Annotated in this window: 21 protein-coding genes and 1 riboswitch; of the genes, 18 read left to right on the top strand and 3 right to left on the bottom strand. The window is 46.8% G+C overall.

What is annotated here, in order from left to right; genetic code table 11:
• The first annotated feature begins 4 nt into the window (after positions 1-4).
• From dppB to DIC78_RS02940, 8 genes are all read left to right on the top strand, one after another.
• Positions 5-931 carry a dipeptide ABC transporter permease DppB gene (gene dppB / locus DIC78_RS02975; protein ID WP_044156207.1) on the top strand — a complete coding sequence of 309 codons (927 nt, stop codon included), beginning with the start codon at positions 5-7 and terminating at the stop codon, positions 929-931.
• 5 nt (positions 932-936) lie between these two features.
• The gene (gene dppC, locus DIC78_RS02970) at positions 937-1,899 is read left to right on the top strand and encodes a dipeptide ABC transporter permease DppC (protein WP_024121102.1); all 963 of its coding nucleotides are present in this window, start codon (positions 937-939) and stop codon (positions 1,897-1,899) included.
• A 4-nt stretch (positions 1,900-1,903) separates the two neighbouring features.
• The gene (locus DIC78_RS02965) at positions 1,904-2,911 is read left to right on the top strand and encodes an ABC transporter ATP-binding protein (protein ID WP_106020436.1); all 1,008 of its coding nucleotides are present in this window, start codon (positions 1,904-1,906) and stop codon (positions 2,909-2,911) included.
• An 18-nt stretch (positions 2,912-2,929) separates the two neighbouring features.
• The gene (gene dppE / locus DIC78_RS02960; protein ID WP_095713479.1) at positions 2,930-4,561 is read left to right on the top strand and encodes a dipeptide ABC transporter substrate-binding protein DppE; all 1,632 of its coding nucleotides are present in this window, start codon (positions 2,930-2,932) and stop codon (positions 4,559-4,561) included.
• Between the two features lie 107 nt (positions 4,562-4,668).
• Entirely contained in the window at positions 4,669-5,604 is a 936-nt protein-coding gene (locus tag DIC78_RS02955; protein ID WP_106022236.1) for a S66 peptidase family protein, read from the top strand.
• A 2-nt stretch (positions 5,605-5,606) separates the two neighbouring features.
• Complete coding sequence (gene ykfB / locus DIC78_RS02950; protein ID WP_106020434.1) at positions 5,607-6,707, top strand: L-Ala-D/L-Glu epimerase; 1,101 nt, start codon at positions 5,607-5,609, stop codon at positions 6,705-6,707.
• Positions 6,704-7,594, top strand: a complete 891-nt coding sequence (locus tag DIC78_RS02945; RefSeq protein WP_106022235.1) for a gamma-D-glutamyl-L-lysine dipeptidyl-peptidase — start codon at positions 6,704-6,706, stop codon at positions 7,592-7,594. The genes ykfB and DIC78_RS02945 overlap by 4 nt, the downstream gene beginning before the upstream one ends.
• A gap of 12 nt (positions 7,595-7,606) precedes the next feature.
• Positions 7,607-8,590: an ABC transporter ATP-binding protein gene (locus DIC78_RS02940; RefSeq protein WP_106022234.1), complete on the top strand. Its 984-nt coding sequence runs from the start codon at positions 7,607-7,609 to the stop codon at positions 8,588-8,590.
• A 41-nt stretch (positions 8,591-8,631) separates the two neighbouring features.
• On the opposite strand, the gene pgl is transcribed toward DIC78_RS02940, so the two are convergent.
• The gene (gene pgl, locus DIC78_RS02935; RefSeq protein WP_024121108.1) at positions 8,632-9,678 is read right to left on the bottom strand and encodes a 6-phosphogluconolactonase; all 1,047 of its coding nucleotides are present in this window, start codon (positions 9,676-9,678) and stop codon (positions 8,632-8,634) included.
• Between the two features lie 89 nt (positions 9,679-9,767).
• Positions 9,768-10,628, bottom strand: coding sequence for a dimethylarginine dimethylaminohydrolase family protein (locus DIC78_RS02930; protein ID WP_106020432.1), 861 nt, complete (start codon positions 10,626-10,628; stop codon positions 9,768-9,770).
• A 188-nt stretch (positions 10,629-10,816) separates the two neighbouring features.
• Between DIC78_RS02930 and DIC78_RS02925 the strand changes: the two genes are divergently transcribed.
• Positions 10,817-11,335: an acyl-CoA thioesterase gene (locus tag DIC78_RS02925; protein WP_010333945.1), complete on the top strand. Its 519-nt coding sequence runs from the start codon at positions 10,817-10,819 to the stop codon at positions 11,333-11,335.
• A 250-nt stretch (positions 11,336-11,585) separates the two neighbouring features.
• Complete coding sequence (hmpA, locus tag DIC78_RS02920; protein ID WP_106022233.1) at positions 11,586-12,788, top strand: NO-inducible flavohemoprotein; 1,203 nt, start codon at positions 11,586-11,588, stop codon at positions 12,786-12,788.
• 71 nt (positions 12,789-12,859) lie between these two features.
• Here hmpA and DIC78_RS02915 read toward each other — a convergent pair whose 3' ends face one another.
• On the bottom strand, positions 12,860-13,084 hold the full coding sequence (locus DIC78_RS02915; protein WP_106022232.1) for a hypothetical protein: 225 nt from the start codon (positions 13,082-13,084) through the stop codon (positions 12,860-12,862).
• Positions 13,085-13,241: 157 nt separating this feature from the next.
• Here DIC78_RS02915 and DIC78_RS02910 point away from each other — a divergent pair, with 157 nt between their 5' ends.
• The 8 genes from DIC78_RS02910 (at position 13,242) to proA (ending at position 19,691) form a co-directional block, all read left to right on the top strand.
• Positions 13,242-13,973, top strand: a complete 732-nt coding sequence (locus DIC78_RS02910; RefSeq protein ID WP_044156192.1) for a DUF421 domain-containing protein — start codon at positions 13,242-13,244, stop codon at positions 13,971-13,973.
• Between the two features lie 111 nt (positions 13,974-14,084).
• Positions 14,085-14,612, top strand: coding sequence for a DinB family protein (locus tag DIC78_RS02905; protein ID WP_127695394.1), 528 nt, complete (start codon positions 14,085-14,087; stop codon positions 14,610-14,612).
• A complete protein-coding gene (locus DIC78_RS02900) occupies positions 14,602-15,117 on the top strand; it encodes a GNAT family N-acetyltransferase (protein ID WP_069486443.1) in 516 nt (171 codons plus the stop codon). The genes DIC78_RS02905 and DIC78_RS02900 overlap by 11 nt, the downstream gene beginning before the upstream one ends.
• Positions 15,118-15,149: 32 nt before the next feature.
• Positions 15,150-15,262: riboswitch (guanidine-I (ykkC/yxkD leader) on the top strand.
• Between the two features lie 82 nt (positions 15,263-15,344).
• Positions 15,345-15,683: a DMT family transporter gene (locus DIC78_RS02895; RefSeq protein ID WP_024121115.1), complete on the top strand. Its 339-nt coding sequence runs from the start codon at positions 15,345-15,347 to the stop codon at positions 15,681-15,683.
• On the top strand, positions 15,683-16,000 hold the full coding sequence (locus DIC78_RS02890; RefSeq protein ID WP_059292921.1) for a DMT family transporter: 318 nt from the start codon (positions 15,683-15,685) through the stop codon (positions 15,998-16,000). Before DIC78_RS02895 ends, DIC78_RS02890 begins: the two co-directional genes overlap by 1 nt.
• A 70-nt stretch (positions 16,001-16,070) precedes the next feature.
• Positions 16,071-16,973, top strand: a complete 903-nt coding sequence (purU, locus tag DIC78_RS02885) for a formyltetrahydrofolate deformylase (RefSeq protein WP_024121117.1) — start codon at positions 16,071-16,073, stop codon at positions 16,971-16,973.
• A gap of 361 nt (positions 16,974-17,334) precedes the next feature.
• Positions 17,335-18,432, top strand: coding sequence for a glutamate 5-kinase (proB, locus tag DIC78_RS02880; protein ID WP_106020429.1), 1,098 nt, complete (start codon positions 17,335-17,337; stop codon positions 18,430-18,432).
• 11 nt (positions 18,433-18,443) lie between these two features.
• Positions 18,444-19,691: a glutamate-5-semialdehyde dehydrogenase gene (gene proA / locus DIC78_RS02875; protein WP_127695392.1), complete on the top strand. Its 1,248-nt coding sequence runs from the start codon at positions 18,444-18,446 to the stop codon at positions 19,689-19,691.
• Positions 19,692-19,799: the final 108 nt, after the last annotated feature.

Below are 19,799 nucleotides of genomic sequence, written 5' to 3'. Positions count from 1 at the left end.
GGCTTTGGCAAGATATATAATGAAGCGTTTTTGGGCAATGGCAGCTACGATTTTGGTCATTACCACCCTGACTTTCGTTCTGATGAAGGTCATTCCCGGATCTCCTTTTAATGAGGAGAGGGGCACAAATGAAGCGGTTCAAAGAAATCTCGAAGCCTACTATCACTTAGACGATCCTCTCATTATCCAATACATCATCTATCTAAAATCCATCATTACATTCGATTTTGGCCCTTCTATTAAAAAACCGTCAGACAGCGTAAATGATATGCTGGAACGCGGATTTCCCGTTTCCTTTGAACTTGGGATGGCAGCGATTGTCATTGCTGTGATCTCAGGGCTGATACTTGGCGTAACTGCCGCGCTGCGCCGCAACGGCTTTTTGGACTACGCTGCGATGAGCCTCGCGGTACTCGGCATTTCCATCCCGAATTTCATTATGGCGACGTTGCTTATTCAGCAGTTTGCCGTCAATTTTAAACTATTTCCCGCCGCTACGTGGACGAGCCCGATCCATATGGTGCTTCCGACCGCAGCGCTTGCAGTTGGACCGATGGCGATTATCGCCAGGCTGACAAGATCAAGCATGGTCGAAGTCCTGACACAGGATTATATCCGCACAGCGAAAGCAAAAGGGCTGTCTCCGCTCAAAATTATCGTAAAACACGCACTCAGAAACGCGCTCATGCCCGTCATTACCGTACTGGGAACTCTCGTTGCCAGCATTTTAACAGGAAGTTTTGTGATTGAAAAAATCTTTGCCATTCCCGGAATGGGAAAATATTTTGTCGAAAGCATTAATCAGCGGGACTATCCCGTGATTATGGGAACGACCGTTTTTTACAGCGTCATTTTGATCGTAATGCTGTTTTTGGTCGACTTGGCCTACGGTCTGCTGGACCCGCGCATTAAACTGCATAAGAAAGGGTGAAGCGTATGAATCTCCCTGTACAAACAGATGAACGCCAGCCGCAGCAGCACGCTCAGGTGCCGGACGAATGGTTTGTTTCGAATCAGGAAAAGACCCAAGAGACCGATTCAGTCAAACGGCCGAGTTTATCCTATGCGCAGGATGCCTGGAGAAGGCTGAAAAAAAATAAACTAGCGATGGCCGGGCTTTTTATTCTTTTATTTCTATTTGTGATGGCAGCAATTGGTCCTTTTTTATCTCCTCACAGTGTCGAGCGCCAATCGCTGACAGAACAAAATCTTCCGCCTTCTGCAGATCATTGGTTCGGTACCGATGAGCTTGGCCGGGACGTGTTTACACGAACATGGTACGGAGCGAGGATTTCGTTATTTGTCGGAGTGATGGCTGCACTGATTGATTTTTTGATCGGTGTCATTTACGGAGGCATTGCCGGCTATAAAGGCGGCAGAACAGACAGTGTCATGATGCGGATTATTGAAGTGCTGTACGGGCTGCCGTATCTTCTTGTTGTCATTTTGCTGATGGTCTTGATGGGTCCGGGGCTCGGCACCATTATCGTAGCGCTGACTGTTACGGGATGGGTCGGCATGGCGAGAATTGTAAGAGGCCAAGTGCTGCAAATAAAAAATTACGAGTATGTGCTCGCCTCGAAAACCTTTGGTGCAAAAACCTTTCGCATCATCCGCAAAAATTTGCTGCCGAATACAATGGGCGCGATCATCGTACAAATGACTTTAACTGTACCTACCGCCATATTCGCAGAATCATTTTTGAGCTTTCTCGGTCTCGGCATTCAAGCGCCGTTTGCCAGCTGGGGTGTGATGGCGAATGACGGCCTGCCGACCATTTTGTCCGGGCATTGGTGGCGCCTGTTCTTTCCTGCCTTTTTCATCTCGTTAACGATGTACGCGTTTAATGTGCTGGGGGACGGATTGCAGGATGCACTGGACCCTAAGCTAAGGAGGTAGCTGTATGGAGAAAGTTCTGTCAGTCAATGATTTGCACGTTTCTTTTACGACTTACGGCGGGACGGTTCAGGCGGTCAGAGGCGTGAGCTTCGATTTGTACAAAGGCGAAACCTTTGCCATTGTCGGTGAATCGGGCTGCGGCAAGAGCGTCACCTCTCAAAGCATTATGGGACTGCTCCCGCCCTATTCAGCGAAGGTGACAGACGGCAGCATTTTATTTAAAAACAAAGACCTTTGCCGTCTCTCTGACAGAGAAATGAGGAGCATAAGGGGCGCGGACATTTCAATGATTTTTCAAGACCCGATGACGGCGCTAAACCCGACGCTGACTGTCGGCGACCAGCTGGCGGAAGCGCTTCTTCGTCACAAAAGGATGACGAAAAAGGCGGCTGAGAAAGAGGTTCTGTCCATGCTTGCATTGGTCGGCATTCCGGATCCTGAAGCACGCCTGAAGCAGTACCCCCATCAATTCAGCGGCGGCATGAGACAGCGGATTGTCATTGCGATGGCGCTGATCTGCGAGCCTGATATTTTAATAGCGGATGAACCGACAACTGCCCTTGACGTCACCATACAGGCGCAAATACTGGAACTATTTAAAGAGATTCAGCGAAAAACAAAGGTTTCTGTCATTTTGATCACACACGATTTAGGCGTGGTTGCCCAGGTTGCTGACAGGGTGGCTGTTATGTATGCCGGAAAAATAGCGGAAATTGGCACGAGAAAAGATATATTTTACAAGCCGCAGCACCCTTATACAAAAGGGCTGCTGAATTCTGTCCCGCGGCTGGATCTTGAGGGCGCGGAGCTGATTCCGATTGACGGCACGCCGCCGGATTTATTTTCACCGCCGCCGGGCTGCCCATTTGCCGCCCGCTGTCCGAGCAGAATGATCGTGTGTGACAGGGTATACCCTTATCACACTGTTCGATCCGGCACGCACGCTGTACACTGCTGGCTTCAGGATAAACGGGCTGAGCATGCGGTGCTGCCGGGAGCGAAGGATGAATAACGAAAAAGGGGGAAGAGGATGAAGAGAGTGAAGAAGCTATGGGGAATGGGCCTTGCACTGGGACTTTCATTTGCGCTGATGGGATGTACAGCTAATGAGCAGGCTGGAAAAGAAAGCGGAGAAGATAAGGCAAAGACAAGCGGAGAAAAGGTACTGTACTTAAATAATGAAAATGAACCGACATCGTTTGATCCGCCGATCGGTTTTAATAACGTGTCTTGGCAGCCGTTAAATAACATCATGGAAGGGTTAACGCGCCTCGGCAAAGACAATGAACCGGAGCCGGCGATGGCAGAGAAGTGGTCTGTGTCGAAAGACAAGAAAACGTACACATTTACGATTCGGGAAAATGCGAAATGGACGAACGGAGACCCTGTGACAGCCGGAGATTTTGAATACGCTTGGAAACGGATGCTTGACCCGAAAACAGGAGCTTCTTCCGCGTTTCTCGGCTATTTTATTGAAGGCGGCGAAGCCTATAACAGCGGAAAAGGGAAAAGAGACGATGTGAAGGTGACGGCAAAGGATGATCACACCCTTGAAGTGACGCTTGCCGCACCGCAAAAATATTTCCTGAGCGTGGTGTCAAACCCGGCGTATTTTCCGGTTAACGAAAAAGTCGACAAAGAAAATCCAAAGTGGTTTGCTGAAGCCGATACATTTGTCGGAAACGGCCCGTTTAAACTGTCAGAATGGAAGCATGATGACAGCATCACAATGGAAAAAAGCGATACGTACTGGGATAAAGAAACCGTGAAGCTTGACAAAGTGAAATGGGCAATGGTGAGTGACAGAAATACAGATTACCAAATGTTCCAGTCCGGTGAATTGGACACAGCATACGTACCGGCTGAGCTAAGTGACCAGCTGCTGGATCAAGACAACGTGCACATCGTTGATCAGGCGGGTTTATACTTTTACCGCTTTAATGTCAATATGGAGCCGTTTCAAAATGAAAACATCAGAAAAGCTTTCGCAATGGCTGTTGATCAGAAGGAAATCGTAAAATACGTCACGAAAAACAATGAAAAACCGGCACACGCTTTTGTTTCGCCCGGGTTTACACAGCCTGACGGCAAGGATTTCCGGGAAGCGGGCGGAGACCTGATCACACCAAATGGAAACAAAGCGAAGCAGCTGTTGGAAAAAGGAATGAAGGAAGAGAAGTATGACAAGCTGCCTGCGATCACGCTTACTTACAGTACGAAACCGGAGCATAAAAAGATTGCTGAAGCCATCCAGCAAAAATTGAAAAATACCCTTGGCGTCGATGTGAAGCTGGCCAATATGGAGTGGAACGTGTTTTTAGAGGAGCAAAAAGCGCTTAAGTTTCAATTCTCACAAAGCTCATTTCTGCCTGACTATGCGGACCCTATCAGTTTTCTGGAAGCCTTCCAAACAGGAAATTCAATGAACCGCACAGGCTGGACCAACAAAGAATATGATCAGCTGATGAAACAGGCGAAAAATGAAGCGGATGAAAAAACGCGTTTTTCACTCATGCATAAGGCGGAAAAGCTTCTCATCAATGAAGCGCCGATCATTCCGGTGTATTTCTATAATCAGGTCAATCTGCAAAACGAACATGTAAAGGACATCGTCCGGCACCCTGTCGGCTACATCGATTTAAAATGGGCCGATAAAAACTAACGCGGCGATTGAGAAAATACTGCTCTCTTTATGTGAAGGAGCGGTATTTTTTCTCTTATTTTCACGTATACGTAGGGTGCAGAGCAAATGAAGGGAGCTGATCGGAGTTGAATCACAAGCCGAACGCACTGAAAAAAGGCGATACAGTCGGTGTCATCGCACCTGCAAGCCCGCCTGATCCGAAAAAGCTTGAAACGGCGCTTTTGTTTTTAGAGGAGCTCGGTCTTCAGGTAAAGCTGGGCAAGGCGCTGAAAAACCAGCACGGCTATTTAGCGGGACAGGATGATGAGCGGCTGGCTGATCTGCACGAGATGTTCAAAGACCAGGAGGTGAAAGCGGTGCTGTGCGCATGCGGAGGCTTTGGCACGGGACGGATCGCTTCAGGCATTGATTACAGCTTGCTCCGCAAACATCCTAAAATCTTTTGGGGATACAGTGATATTACGTTTTTACATACCGCCATCCATCAAAACACAGGCCTCGTCACTTTTCACGGGCCGATGCTCAGCTCAGATATAGGCCTGGAAGACGTTCATCCCCTGACAAAAGCGTCGTATGAGCAGCTGTTTCAAGAGACAGTATTCACCTATACAGAAAAGCTTTCTCCGCTGACGGTGCTTGTTCCGGGAAAATCGGAAGGAGAGCTTGTCGGCGGCAATCTTTCCTTGCTGTCATCGACACTCGGCACGCCGTTTGAAATTGATACGAGGGGAAAGCTCCTGTTTATTGAAGACATTGATGAAGAGCCGTATCAAATTGACCGGATGCTGAATCAGCTGAAAATGGCAGGGAAGCTGGCGGACGCAGCCGGTATTCTTGTTTGTGATTTTCATAACTGCATCCCGGTGAAGCGGGAGAAATCTTTGACACTTGAGCAGGTGCTCGAAGACTATATTGTGTCCGCCGGAAGGCCTGCTCTTAGAGGGTTTAAGATCGGCCACTGTTCGCCGAGTATTGCCGTTCCGATCGGTGCGCACGCTGCCATGAATACAGCCGAAAAAACGGTCGTCATTGAGGCGGGCGTTTCTGAAGGGGCGCTTTGAGTATGAAGATCACAAAAATAGACACGAAACGGGTCGCCGTGCCGCTGACAAAGCCGTTTAAAACGGCGCTTCGCACAGTGTATACGGCTGAATCTGTTATCGTAACGATCACTTATGATAATGGCGCAATCGGATGGGGAGAAGCGCCTCCGACAATTGTGATTACCGGAGACAGCATGGACAGTATTGAAAGTGCGATTCACAACGTCTTAAAGCCGGCACTGCTTGGAAGAAGACTGTCCGGCTGCGAGGCCATTCTGCATGACATCCAGCATCTTCTGGAAGGGAATCAAAGCGCAAAAGCAGCTGTAGAAATGGCTGTATACGACGGCTGGGCGCAGATGAGCGGACAGCCGCTTTACCAAATGCTCGGCGGGTATCGAAGCACACTTGAAACGGACTACACCGTCAGTGTGAACTCGCCTGAAGAGATGGCGGCGGATGCAGAGAGCTTTCTTAAACAAGGCTTTCAAACGCTAAAAATAAAGGTTGGCAGAGATGACATTGAGACAGATATCTCCCGTATTCAAGAAATCAGAAAGCGTGTCGGGCCTGGGGTAAAGCTGCGTTTGGATGCCAATCAGGGATGGGTGCCGAAAGAAGCGGTAACGGCCATTCGGAAAATGGAGGATGCCGGCCTGGACATTGAGCTTGTCGAGCAGCCTGTCCATAAGGATGATCTTGCCGGGCTCAAGAAAGTTACGGATGCAACGGACACGCCAATCATGGCTGATGAAAGTGTATTTACTCCGCGACAGGCATTCGAAGCCCTTCAAACCCGCAGCGCCGATCTGATCAATATTAAATTGATGAAGGCAGGAGGAATCAGCGGTGCAGAGAAAATCAATGCCATGGCTGAGATTTGCGGGGTGGAGTGCATGGTCGGTAGCATGATCGAAACAAAGCTCGGCATAACAGCTGCGGCGCATTTCGCGGCAAGCAAAAAAAACATTACCCGCTTTGATTTCGACGCCCCGCTCATGCTGAAAACGGATTTGATCAAGGGCGGGATTATTTACAGCGGCAGCACGATTACGATGCCTGACAAACCTGGTCTTGGCATTACCGGAGTCGCGTATCAGAAAGGAGGGATGGAGACATGAACCATACTGTTATATCAGCAGTTGCCAACATATGGACAGCACCTGATACTCCTCGTCCATTTGATCACACCATGCTTGATCCGACCGTGTCGATCAGAGAATGGCTGAAGAGCATGACCTATGATCAGCGGCTTGGGTTATGTACAGATAATGTGATCCAGACGCAGGTTCTCTTTGGTGAGGAGGTGCTGGTCACGGCAGAACAGGATGAATGGGTGTCTGTCGTTGTGCCCGGCCAGTCATCCCGCAAGGATAAACGCGGTTATCCGGGCTGGATGAAAAAGAACCAGCTGGAAAACACAAATCTCCCACAATCGAATCACACCGTGGCGATCACTAAACCAACAGCTTTTTTGTATGGGGATACCGGAGATAAGGAAATTGAACTGAGCTTCTTAACTGCTCTGCCTCTCATTGGGGAAGAGGACGGCTTTTTCAAGGTAGCGACTCCTTTCGGAGATAGGCTCCTGCGACAAACTGATGCGGCGCTTGTTCGGGATAAAAAAGGAACGGCCGAAGACATCATTCATACAGGGGCAAGTTTTCTCGGGCTTCCTTATTTATGGGGAGGTATAAGCGGGTTTGGATTTGACTGCTCTGGTTTTATGTACAGCGTATTTAAAGCAAATGGATACAGGATTCCCCGTGATGCGGGAGACCAGGCGAAAACAGGGAAGGAAGTGCCGCTTCACGACATCGGTGCCGGTGATCTGCTGTTTTTTGCATATGAGGAAGGAAATGGAGCAATTCATCATGTAGGTCTGTCCATAGGAGACGGAAAAATGCTCCATTCTCCTAAAACAGGGAAATCGATCGAAATCATTACGCTGAAAGATACAGGATATGAAAAAGAGCTTTGTGCGGCACGCCGCTGTTTTTCAGAATGAGGAGGGAGACACATGACACCACTGCTAGAGGTCAGTCAGCTGAAAATGCATTTTGACGCAGGGAAAAAGCGAACAGTCAAAGCGGTCGACGGGGTAACCTTCCAGATTCATGAGGGGGAGACGTTCGGGCTTGTCGGAGAATCCGGCTGCGGGAAATCAACCTTGGGAAGAGTGCTGATGCGTCTTTACCATCCCACAGAAGGAAGCGTCAAATACCGCGGAACAAATCTTCACGCCCTCAGTGAGAAAGAGCAGTTTGCCTCTAACCGCAAACTGCAGATGATTTTTCAGGACCCTTATGCATCGCTTAATCCGCGGATGACCGTTCGAGAAATCATTCTAGAGCCGATGGAAATTCACAATCTTTACAATACCCATAAAGCGCGGCTTCTCGTTGTGGACGAACTGCTTGAGGCAGTGGGGCTTCACCCGGATTTCGGCAGCCGTTACCCGCATGAATTCAGCGGCGGTCAAAGGCAGAGAATTGGGATTGCCAGAGCGCTTTCATTGAATCCGGAGTTTATCGTAGCGGACGAACCGATTTCTGCGCTTGATGTGTCGGTTCAGGCGCAAGTGGTCAACCTGCTGAAGCGGCTTCAAAAAGAAAAAGGGCTCACATTTCTGTTTATTGCCCATGATTTATCGATGGTAAAGCATATCAGCGACAGAATCGGCGTTATGTACTTAGGCCACATGATGGAAATTACAGATAGCGGCACATTGTATCGTGAACCGCTGCACCCGTATACGAAGGCGCTGCTGTCCTCGATTCCGATTCCGGACCCCGAATTAGAGGACAAGCGTGAGCGCATCATTTTAAAAGGGGAGCTGCCGAGTCCGGTACATCCGCCGAGCGGCTGTGTGTTTCGGACGCGCTGCCCGGAGGCGATGCCTGAATGCGGGGAATCACGCCCTTTGCTTCAAGAAATCGAAGCCGGCCGTTTCGTTGCCTGCCATTTATATCGAAATGCTGAAACGAAAGAAAAGGTGAGATAAACAAAAAGCTGGCTCCGTTGTTGGGAGCCAGCTTTCATTTATCATTGCTGTAAAAATTTCACGCACACTGGATAAGGGACAGAAACGGTTGAAGGAAGCAGCGTCAGTCGGCCTGTCTCTGTGTCTCTTTCAAACAATACGAGATTGCCTGTTTCTTCATTTGAAGCAACGAGGAAGGTCTCCGTTGGATCCAGCACAAAGTCACGAGGCCAGTTTCCTTCAGTCGATACTCTTTCCACAAATGCCAGCTCGCCTGAATATTGATTTACTTCAAACACAGCGATGCTGTCATGGCCACGGTTTGCAACGTAAACAAAACGCCCATCCTGAGTGACGTGAATGGCGCTTCCCTGGCTGTTATCTGTGAAATCATCAGGGATGGCAGAGACGACTTGAAGTTCTCTGAATTCGCCGGCTGTCGGATTGTATTCAAGCGCAATCACTTCATTGCTTAATTCTGTCATGACATATGCGTATTTTTCTTTCGGGTGAAAAGCGATATGACGAGGGCCTGCACCGGGAGCAAAGGAATGGCTTCCGGATTCAGTCAATTCACCGTCTTTCAGCTTATAGGTGTACAGCTTATCTGTCCCTAAGTCAACCGCTACGACATAATTATGTTCAGGTGTAAAGCCCGCATAGTGTGTATGCGGCTTTTCCTGTCTCTCATGCGGACCCTTTCCTGTATGGGCGGCTTCTGAAGCGGGAGATTGCAAACCTCCGTCTTGTTGAACCGGAAAAGCGTGTACCTTCCCGCTGTGATAGTTGGCTGTCAATACGAATTGCTGATGATCATCGACGCTCACGTGGCATGGCGATGGGCCATCGATTAACTGATGATTCAGAAATGTTAATTCGCCGCTGTTTTTATCGATTTTATAGGCAGCAATACCGCCTTTACCGTCTGCTTTTTCAATTGAATAAAGAATCGTGTTGTCTTTATTCGGCGTCACATATGTGGGGTTTCCCAGCTTTGCGGCAAGCTTTGGCTCGCTGAGTGTTTTTTTCTCAGTATCCAGCTCGAATGAATAAATACCTTCACTTCCGCCTTTTGTATATGTTCCGACATATCCTATGTACTTTGTCATGCGATTTCCCCCTTAAAAATGATGTCATCTCTATATTAACGTATCTTAAAGAAATACGCTGTTCAAAACATGAAAAAGGGGAATATTCTTCATTCGCCTCGAATGAGCGGCATCGTACAGCATCTGAAGGAACCGCCTGATTTGATAATTTCTGACAAGTCAATTTCGATGATGTGGTAGCCTCTTTTGGATAATTCACGATTCACATGACGATTGCCCGGCAGGCTGATGATGGTTTTTCTGCCGATAGACAGGACGTTGGTGCCGAGTGTAAATTGTTCGTTTTCGGGTACCTCAATGAGATTGTAACGCTCTGCCAGCATATCGACTTCCTGCTGCGGAAGGGCTTCAGGGTAGATTAATGCTTCGCTTTCAGAAATGATATTAAATACGCAGTCCAGATGCAGAAATTTTTCATGGAGCGGAACTGGGATGATGGTATATTCAGGAAGCTCTTCTTGCAGCTGGCCGACCGCTGAGATGTCCGTGCGCTGGCTGATTCCGACATAAACGGTATCGCCATCTATGACGACGTCCCCGCCTTCAATGCTAGTATCCAGCATCCGGGTATAAGGAATCCCTTGATTGTGGAAAAATTCTTTTATCACAGCTTCTTCCCCTTGGCGAATGGGCTCAGTCATGCTGGAAAGAAAGGCTTTTTCCCCGATGACAAAACCGATATCCCGGGTAAATACCTGCTCAGGCAGTCCGTGCTGAACAGGCAAAAGGATGACCTCAATGCTGTGTGACCTGAGCTCTTCTACTAAGCGTTTGTGCTGCTCTTTGGCGGTTTTGACCTTAATATTGTCATCTTCAAAATGTTTTTGGGTTTCATTAATAACGTCCTTAATTGTCATATGCTCGGGTTTGCATAAAATAACTTTCTTCAAGGTGTCATATTCTGTTTGGCATACCGTTTTGTGCTGATGTTTTGGAACGGATACATCCATTTGTTTCTCCTCCTGACCGTGTGAAGAATACGTATATTATTCCCTTGTCAGCCAAATCATTAAACATTTAAGAAAGAAAACCTGACAGACAAATCATTTTAAATTTTAGACAAATGGATGAGAATATTGTTTAATAGGAGAATATGAGTGTATTTACTAATCGATCAGACATCAAAGGGGAGAAAGGTATGGAAGCACAGGAAACAAAATTTTGTAAAGAGTCAAAGGTTGTGAAAACCAGCAGGGTATTCCCTCTCGATACGAACAATCATAATACGCTGTTTGGCGGAAAACTGATGAGTTATATCGATGATATTGCCTCTATTTCCGCAGCGCGCCATTGCAGACGTGATACGGTAACGGCTTCGATGGACTCTGTCGATTTTCTGAAACCGATCGGGCAAAGGGAGTCTGTCTGCTTGGAATCATATGTGACTTGGGTCGGCACATCTTCCATGGAGGTGTTTGTGAAAGTCATCAAAGAGCATCTGATGACTGGTGAACGGGAGCTCGCCGCGACATCTTTTTTGACCTTTGTCGCATTAGACTCAAACGGTAAGCCGGTGCCTGTGCCGAGAGTTGTACCGGAAACAGAAGAGGAAATCATGCTGCATAACACAGCGGTTCAGCGTGCCAGTGAACGGAAAAACCGAAAAAAACACAGTCAGGCGCTGGCAAATGCGCTTGGAACAGACAAGCCTTGGTAAACATGAAACCCAAAACATACGTTGTTTTGGGTTTTTTTGTGCCTTCCATTATTTCGCTGTTAATGTGATCATTACAGAGGTTAGTCCGTTTTTGCTAGGGGATTCTATAAAAAAGCAACAATTGTCACGTTAAATTGATAATTTTGTGACAACTTTATTAAAGATTCATTTTAAATATATCTTTTAAAGGCAGGATCATGTATTTTAAAGATATATTTTAAATGCATCTTTTCGGAAGGGTTGTTAAACGATGATAGATAACAAAACAATCGAAATCATAAAAAGCACTGTACCAGTATTACAGCAGCACGGAGAATCCATTACAGGACGTTTTTACGACCTCATGTTCCAAGATCATCCTGAGCTTTTAAACATTTTTAATCAAACAAACCAAAAGAAAAAAACACAGCGTACCGCTCTGGCAAATGCCGTTATTGCAGCTGCAGCCAATATTGACCAGCTTGGCAATATCATTCCGGTCGTCAAACAAATCGGCCATAAACACCGCAGTATCGGTATTAAGCCTGAACATTATCCGATTGTCGGCAAATATTTGCTGATTGCGATTAAAGATGTTTTGGGGGATGCAGCGACCCCTGACATTATGCAGGCGTGGGAGAAAGCGTATGGAGTTATAGCTGACGCTTTTATCGGAATTGAAGAAGAAATGTATGAACAAGCGGAACACCAAACTGGCGGATGGAAGGAGTATAAGCCTTTCGTCGTTGCGAAAAAAGTGCGTGAAAGCAAAGAAATAACATCCTTCTATTTGAAACCGGAAGACGGCAAGCCGTTACCTGAATTTCAAGCAGGGCAGTATATCAGCATCAAAGTCCGGATTCCTGATTCTGAATATACGCATATCCGTCAATACAGCTTGTCTGATATGCCGGGAAAAGACTATTATCGAATTTCAGTTAAGAAAGACGGTGCTGTGTCTTCTTATTTACACGAAGGGCTGCATGAGGGGGATTCATTAGAAATCAGCGCACCGGCAGGAGATTTTGTTTTAGATTCTTCATCCCGCAAAGATCTCGTTCTGCTTAGTGCCGGAGTTGGCATCACACCGATGATCAGCATGCTGAAAACGTCTGTTTCCAAACAGCCTGAGCGGCAGATTCTGTTTATCCATGCCGCGAAAAATAGTGAATACCACGCGCTACGCGATGAAGCAGAAGAGGCAGCAGAGCATTCTTCTGTTAAAACGGCATTTGTGTATCGCGAGCCGACAGAAGAAGACCGCGCGGGTGACATTCAATTTCATGAAGGTCAAATTGACCAGCAGTTCCTCAAAAGCCTGATCGCCAATACAGATGCGGATTATTATATTTGCGGTTCACCGTCATTTATCACTCAAATGCATAAGCTTGTATCGGAACTCGGATCAGCGCCAGAGTCTATTCATTACGAACTGTTCGGTCCTCAATTAAGCATCGCACAGTCCATTTCTTAATACACACAGCTCTTCTCCTATATGAGAAGGGCTTTTTTTAGGTAAATAGAAGAAGGCGGACGCGCCTTCTTCTACATCCGCACAATGACTGATCCGCCTCCATTTGTGCATACGCGATTTTGCTGCTCTTGAATCGTTCTCAGCAATTCATTGTTCACCTCGATGGCTCTGATCAAATGCTCCATTTTAAGCTCTAAACCGGCCAGCCTGTCAGCTGTATGGTATGGCTGATAGGATGCGGATTTTGACTGTATGCTTTCATAGTGCCAATTGGCACTCTTATGCTGATGTTTCATGCTGTCCCTCCAATAACATGACTTTCTACTATGTTATGTGCCTGCATTCTGCACGTTCGCCTATTTGGATGCTGGATGAAGAGGTAAGATATGCATAGTGTTTCAGTTACTGGGAACAATATATTCATTATGACTAGCGGATGGAGGGCAATGATCAGTGTTATGGATGGTATGGGCATTTTTATTCAAGCCTGTTATCGTGTTTTCGATTGCATATATTTTGTTTCGGCTTGCCGGAAAAAAAGCCGTGTCACAAATGAACAATTTTGATTTGCTTTTGACCTTCGCAATCGGAACCATCATCAGTGAGCCAATCCTCACATCCAAGCTGCCGATGTCTATTTATTACGCAGGCGCCTTTTTATTGCTTTATCTTCTGATGAGCAAGCTTGCTCTTTCTAATAAGTGGAGATGGCTGCTGGTGGTCAGTCCGACAGTGTTAATCCGGAACGGGGATATCGATGAGCGTGGACTCAAAAAAGAGAGGCTGACCGTCAATGAGCTGCTCGGAAAACTGAGAGAAAAGGGCTATGCTGATCCGGCTGATATTGACCTTGCCATCATTGAAGAAACGGGAGAAGTAAGCGTGATCCCGACAGAAGAAGCGAGAGCAGTGCAGGTGCGGGATTTGAATATAGAGGCTGAACGGAACTTTATCCCGATACCCCTCATATTGGACGGCGAGATCCTTGATCACAATTTGAAGTACCTGCAAAAAAACCGAAGCTGGCTGTTTGAAAAACTTAAGGAAAAAGGACACAGCCCAAAACAGCTGTCTTTGGTCACGCTCGGCACGTTAAATGACCGCGGTGACATCTCACTCGATTTGAATACATCCAACGATGCGCACCATGATCCGTATTTGTACAAGCCTGGAAATAACAATTAAATGTGCTGCCGACATCTTTGGCGCTTTCTTGATAGATTAGATTGTGCCTTCTGCAAAGGAAATGTCCCCCCTTACGTCAAAATGTACACATAGGTAAGGAGGGAATGGAACATGAGGGACTTATTCATTAGAAAAGACATGGCGCCGACAGTCAGTCTGCTGTATTCTGCAGTGGAAGAAAACAGCCTCCGTCTGGCATCCATTGTGAGCCGCATGACTCACAAAGAGCTATATTATAAGGGGTGCTGTCAAACAAAAAACAGCACGGCACAGCTGATGCAGCATATCGCAAATGTTGATATCAGATGGGTGTGGCGCATAAAGGAGAATCGGGTCCCAGAACATATTGAAGACATTTACGGCCCGATGACAGATGAAAGCGGACGATTGCCTGAACCAAAGAATCAGCTGGGTTTAGAAGAACTTTTGACAAGACATCAACATGTCATAAACGAGCTGAAATCGGTATGTAAGACCTTGACCGAGAGCGATTTGCATCAAACACTTTCTTACGAGGGTGACAAGGCAACAGTAAGATGGGGGATATGGCATATGGCGGACCATAATCGCTATCATCAAGCCCATATTGAAGCCCTTAAAAAAGAATGGAAGCAGGATATGATCAAAAATGGACGCTGAAACGAAGCTTGTGACCGAACGGATTCGTTTGCGCTGTATGGAGGACCGGGATCAAGAATCTTTACTTGAGCTTTTCAGCGACCCTGAAGTGATGAAATATTATTCCGGTTTAAAAGATAAACGGCAAACTCGCGAGTGGATCGCTTGGAACAAAAGAAATGAAAAAGGGTACCGGGTCAGTCTCTGGATCGCCGAAGACATACAGACGGGGGATTTTTTAGGCCAATGCGGAATCGTGCCTCAGCAAACCGAAAATGAAACGGCAATGGAAATCGGCTATATGTTTGCCCGCCGGCACTGGGGAAACGGCTATGCGCAAGAAGCGGCCAAAGCCTGCCTGGACTATGGTTTCAAGGAGAGGCAGTACGGAAAAATTGCAGCTTTGATTGACCCGGATAACAAAGCGTCTTTACGGGTGGCAGAGAAAATCGGCATGCTTTACAGCCGGACGATCAGAAAATGGAATAAACCGATCGCTGTGTATGAAAGAAAATCTTACAATTGAAGACAGCGTCGAGGTGTAGTATCATAAGACCAGATAAAGTTTTCTAGGGTTCCGCATGTTCATTGACATGGACTGGTCCGAGAGAAAACACATATGCGCATCATAACAGCGCATATGCACACGGAGGGAAAAAAGCCCGGGAGAGTCAAGCTCATTATGAGTCGACTGTCCGGGGTTTTTTTGTTTTCGGAGAATTTTATTGCATAGATAGAAAGGAATGATGTGATATGAAATGGGGATTGGTTGTGTTAGCCGCCGTATTTGAGGTTGTTTGGGTTGTGGGCTTAAAGCATGCTGACTCAGTCTTAACATGGAGCGGCACTGCCGTCGGTATCATAGTTAGCTTTTATTTGTTAATGAAGGCGACAGCCAGCCTGCCGGTCGGTACCGTATACGCCGTCTTTACAGGTCTTGGCACAGCAGGAACGGTGATGAGTGAAATGTTTCTGTTTCACGAACCGGTCGGATTGCCGAAGCTTTTGTTAATCGGCGTGCTCTTAATCGGTGTGATCGGATTGAAGCTTGTGACACAGGATGAGGCTGATGAAAAAGGAGGCGAGGCATAATGCTTCATTGGATCAGTTTATTAGGCGCGGGATTTTTGGAAATGGCAGGCGTCGCACTTATGAATCAATTTGCGAAAGAAAAAAGTGCGAAATGGGTGGTGCTGATCATTATCGGTTTTGCCGCCTCATTTTCCTTATTATCATTTGCTATGGAAACCATTCCGATGGGCACTGCTTACGCCGTTTGGACAGGAATCGGCACCGCGGGCGGGGCGCTTATCGGCATTCTCTTTTACAATGAGCCGAAAGACGCCAAACGGATCTTCTTTATCGCATTAATCTTGTGCTCGGCCGTCGGTTTAAAAATTCTGTCATAAATTGATTTTTATCAAATCTTCAGTATAATGGATAATTAGTTTAGACTTACAAAGATAAGAGGGATTATTCATGAAATCATATATGACCCAGCGGTTAAATGAATACCGTGACGGAAATGAAGATAAAGGGCGCCTCTTGGTCAGCTGTCCTGATCAGCCGGGTATTGTTGCTGCGGTTTCTGCGTTTTTATTAGAACATGGCGCCAATATTATTGAATCCAATCAATATACGACAGATCCTGAAGGCGGGCGTTTTTTCCTGAGAATTGACTTCGACTGTGAAGGCATTCAGGAGAAAAAAGAAAAACTTCAGGATGCGTTTTCGTCTATTGCGGATACATTCGACATGACGTGGAGCTTAACGATGGCCAGCGAACTGAAGCGTGTCGCTATTTTTGTATCAAAGGAGCTTCACTGTTTGCATGAGCTCATTTGGGAATGGCAAACCGGCAATCTCATGGCGGAAATCGCGGTTGTCATCAGCAACCATGAAGATGCGAGAGACCTTGTTGAACCGCTGAACATTCCATTCCACTATTTAAAAGCGAACAAAGATATCAGAGCGGAAGTTGAGAAACAGCAGCTTGAACTGCTGGAACAATATGATATTGATGTGATCGTTCTTGCTCGCTACATGCAGATCTTAACGCCTGATTTTGTGTCGGCTCATCCGAATCGAATCATCAATATCCACCATTCCTTCCTGCCTGCTTTTATCGGTGCCAATCCGTATAAACGGGCTTATGAGCGGGGGGTCAAGTTGATTGGCGCAACTTCTCACTATGTCACAAATGACCTTGATGAAGGGCCGATCATTGAACAGGACATTGAGCGTGTTGACCACCGCGACAATGCCGACGCGCTGAAAAATATCGGCAGAACGATTGAACGCAGCGTTCTTGCCCGCGCTGTGAAATGGCACCTGGAAGACCGCGTCATCGTTCACGAAAATAAAACCATTGTCTTTAACTAGACTGCCAGACGCCCGCGCAATGCGGGCTTTTTTGATGTGGAAAAAACCTTGACAAGAGGCTTTTTTCTTTGCATAATATAAAAAAATCATTGAGCGTTGAAGAGGATTAGTAAGCAGACCTTTCTGTGACAGAGAGCAAAATGAGTGGCTGAAACATTTTGCCGCATGAAACCTGCCGAACCTGCCTTGGAGTCTTAGGGGGAAAACCTAGGCGCATAACCTGGCGTTACAGGGAAGCGGAACGTGCTGAAGTGCGTTCAAACAAGGTGGTACCACGGAAATCCATTTCGTCCTTATGAATGAGGATGAAATGGGTTTTTTTATTGTAAGTTGGCTGGCGAAGAGCCGCGGAGGAGAATAAATGAAAAAACAAAGAATAGTAGTGAAGATAGGAAGCAGTTCGCTTACAAATAGCAAAGGAAGCATTGATGAGGTGAAAATCAGAGAACACGTTCAGGCAATTTCTCTTTTGAAAAAAGCGGGGCATGAAATGATTTTGATTACCTCGGGAGCAGTAGCGGCGGGGTTTTCCAGTCTCGGTTATCCGTCCCGTCCTGTTACCCTCAAGGGAAAGCAGGCGGCAGCCGCGGTCGGACAAACACTGTTAATGCAGCAATACATGAATCAATTTAAACAATACTCACTTACCCCGGGACAAATCCTTTTGACGAGAAATGATTTTTCGAAGAGAGAGCGGTATCGAAACGCGTATGCAACGATTATGGAGTTGCTGGAGCGCGGTGTTATCCCGGTTATTAATGAAAATGATTCTACGTCTGTTGAAGAATTGACTTTTGGCGACAATGATATGCTCTCTGCTTTGGTCAGCGGATTAATTCATGCAGACCAGCTCATGATCCTGACTGACATTAACGGGCTGTATGATGCCAATCCAAATGAAAATCCTGATGCGAAACGATTTGATTATTTGCAGGAGATCACCCCTGAATTGCTGGGATACGCGGGTTCAGCCGGATCAAGGGTCGGCACGGGCGGTATGAAATCAAAGCTGTTAGCTGCACAAACCGCACTGTCTCTTGGGGTCAAAGTATTCATCGGAACAGGCAGCGGCGAACAAAAGCTGGCGGATATTTTAGACGGCAGGGGAGATGGGACTTATATCGGCGACAAGGAGCTATCCTCAGTCAACAATACGAGACAATGGATTCAATTCCACTCGCCGATATCAGGGGAAATCGTCATTGACGCGGGTGCCGAAGAGGCGATGGTTCATAACGGAAGCAGTCTTTTACCGGCTGGCGTAGTGGGCGTGAACGGAAGCTTTCCAAAAGGGGCTGTCGTTGAAGTCCGGGGACCGGGCGGTGTGATCGGCAAAGGCCAGACCCATTATTCATCTGAGGAGATTATGGAGGCAAAAGGAAAACGAAGCAATGAGCTTGATTTTGACAAAACGTTTGAGGTCATTCACAGGAATGACTGGGTCAACTTAAAAGACTAGGGGGCGGAAAAATGAGTGAAGTTTCTGTAAAATCGACGCTGGCGAAAGAAGCAGCAGCTGAAATGATGATGAAAACAACGGCTGAAAAAAATGAGGCGCTCAGTCTCATTGCAAATGGACTCCGTAAAGAATTGGATTTTCTCTTATCGGAAAATGCAAAAGACATTGAGAACGGAAAAGCAAATGGGTTAACACCCGATGTCATTGACCGTCTCACGCTGGATGAGAAACGCATACGCGACATCGCGGACGCGGTAGAGCTATTGATTGATCTGGCTGACCCAGTCGGCGAATCTCTTGAAACAATTGAAAAAGCGAACGGCCTGTTTATTGAAAAAATCCGTGTGCCGCTCGGTGTTGCCGGAATGATTTACGAGGCGAGGCCAAACGTCACAGTTGATGCGGCTACCCTTTGCCTGAAAACAGGAAATGCGGTTGTCCTGCGGGGGAGCTCCTCGGCCATTCACAGCAACAAAGCACTCGTCAGTGTTATTCACAGAGCGCTTGAGCAATCAGCGCTTCCAATCAACGCTGTGCAGCTGATTGAGGATACGAGCAGAGAGACAGCAAAAGAACTCTTTACGTTAAATGACGGATTGGATGTATTGATTCCGCGCGGAGGAAAAAAACTGATCGATCTCGTTGTAAGAGAATCAACAGTCCCGGTATTAGAAACCGGAGCCGGCAACTGTCATATTTTCATAGATGAAACGGCAAATCAGCAAATGGCTGAAAAGATTGTCATAAACGCCAAAACGCAGCGCCCTTCCGTGTGCAACGCGATTGAATCACTGCTGATCCACAAAGCGTGGGCAGAGCAGCACGGAAAAGAATTGCTGACGCAGCTGGAAAAAGCGGGAGTCGAAATCCGCGGCGATGAATTCGTATGCGGGCTTCATTCTTCAAGCAAACAGGCGTCAGAAGAAGATTGGGGAACGGAATACTTAGGGCCTGTCATCAGTGTAAAGACGGTTGAAAGTGTACAGGAAGCTGTGCAGCATATCCAGAAATACGGCACTAATCATTCTGAAGCCATTTTAACTGAAAACGATAAGCATGCGGCTTACTTTCAAACGGCTGTAGACGCCGCCGCGGTCTATCATAACGCGTCGACCCGTTTTACCGATGGCTTTGAATTTGGCTACGGAGCAGAAATCGGCATCAGTACACAAAAGCTTCATGCAAGAGGACCGATGGGGCTTCCTGCATTAACTTCTACAAAATATATCATTAAAGGAACAGGACAAATTCGCGAATAGCACGATGTATTCTCTAAAAAGCTTATCTCTAAAAGGAGGTAAGCTTTTTTTATGAATAAAAAATTGACACGGTAAATTTAATTGTGTACAATTTAATTGTGTAAAACA

The sequence above is a fragment of the Bacillus halotolerans genome, assembly GCF_004006435.1.
Lineage (GTDB): Bacteria > Bacillota > Bacilli > Bacillales > Bacillaceae > Bacillus > Bacillus halotolerans.
Note: the sequence above shows the minus strand (reverse complement) of the source record. Positions and strands in the feature narration are given on the sequence as shown.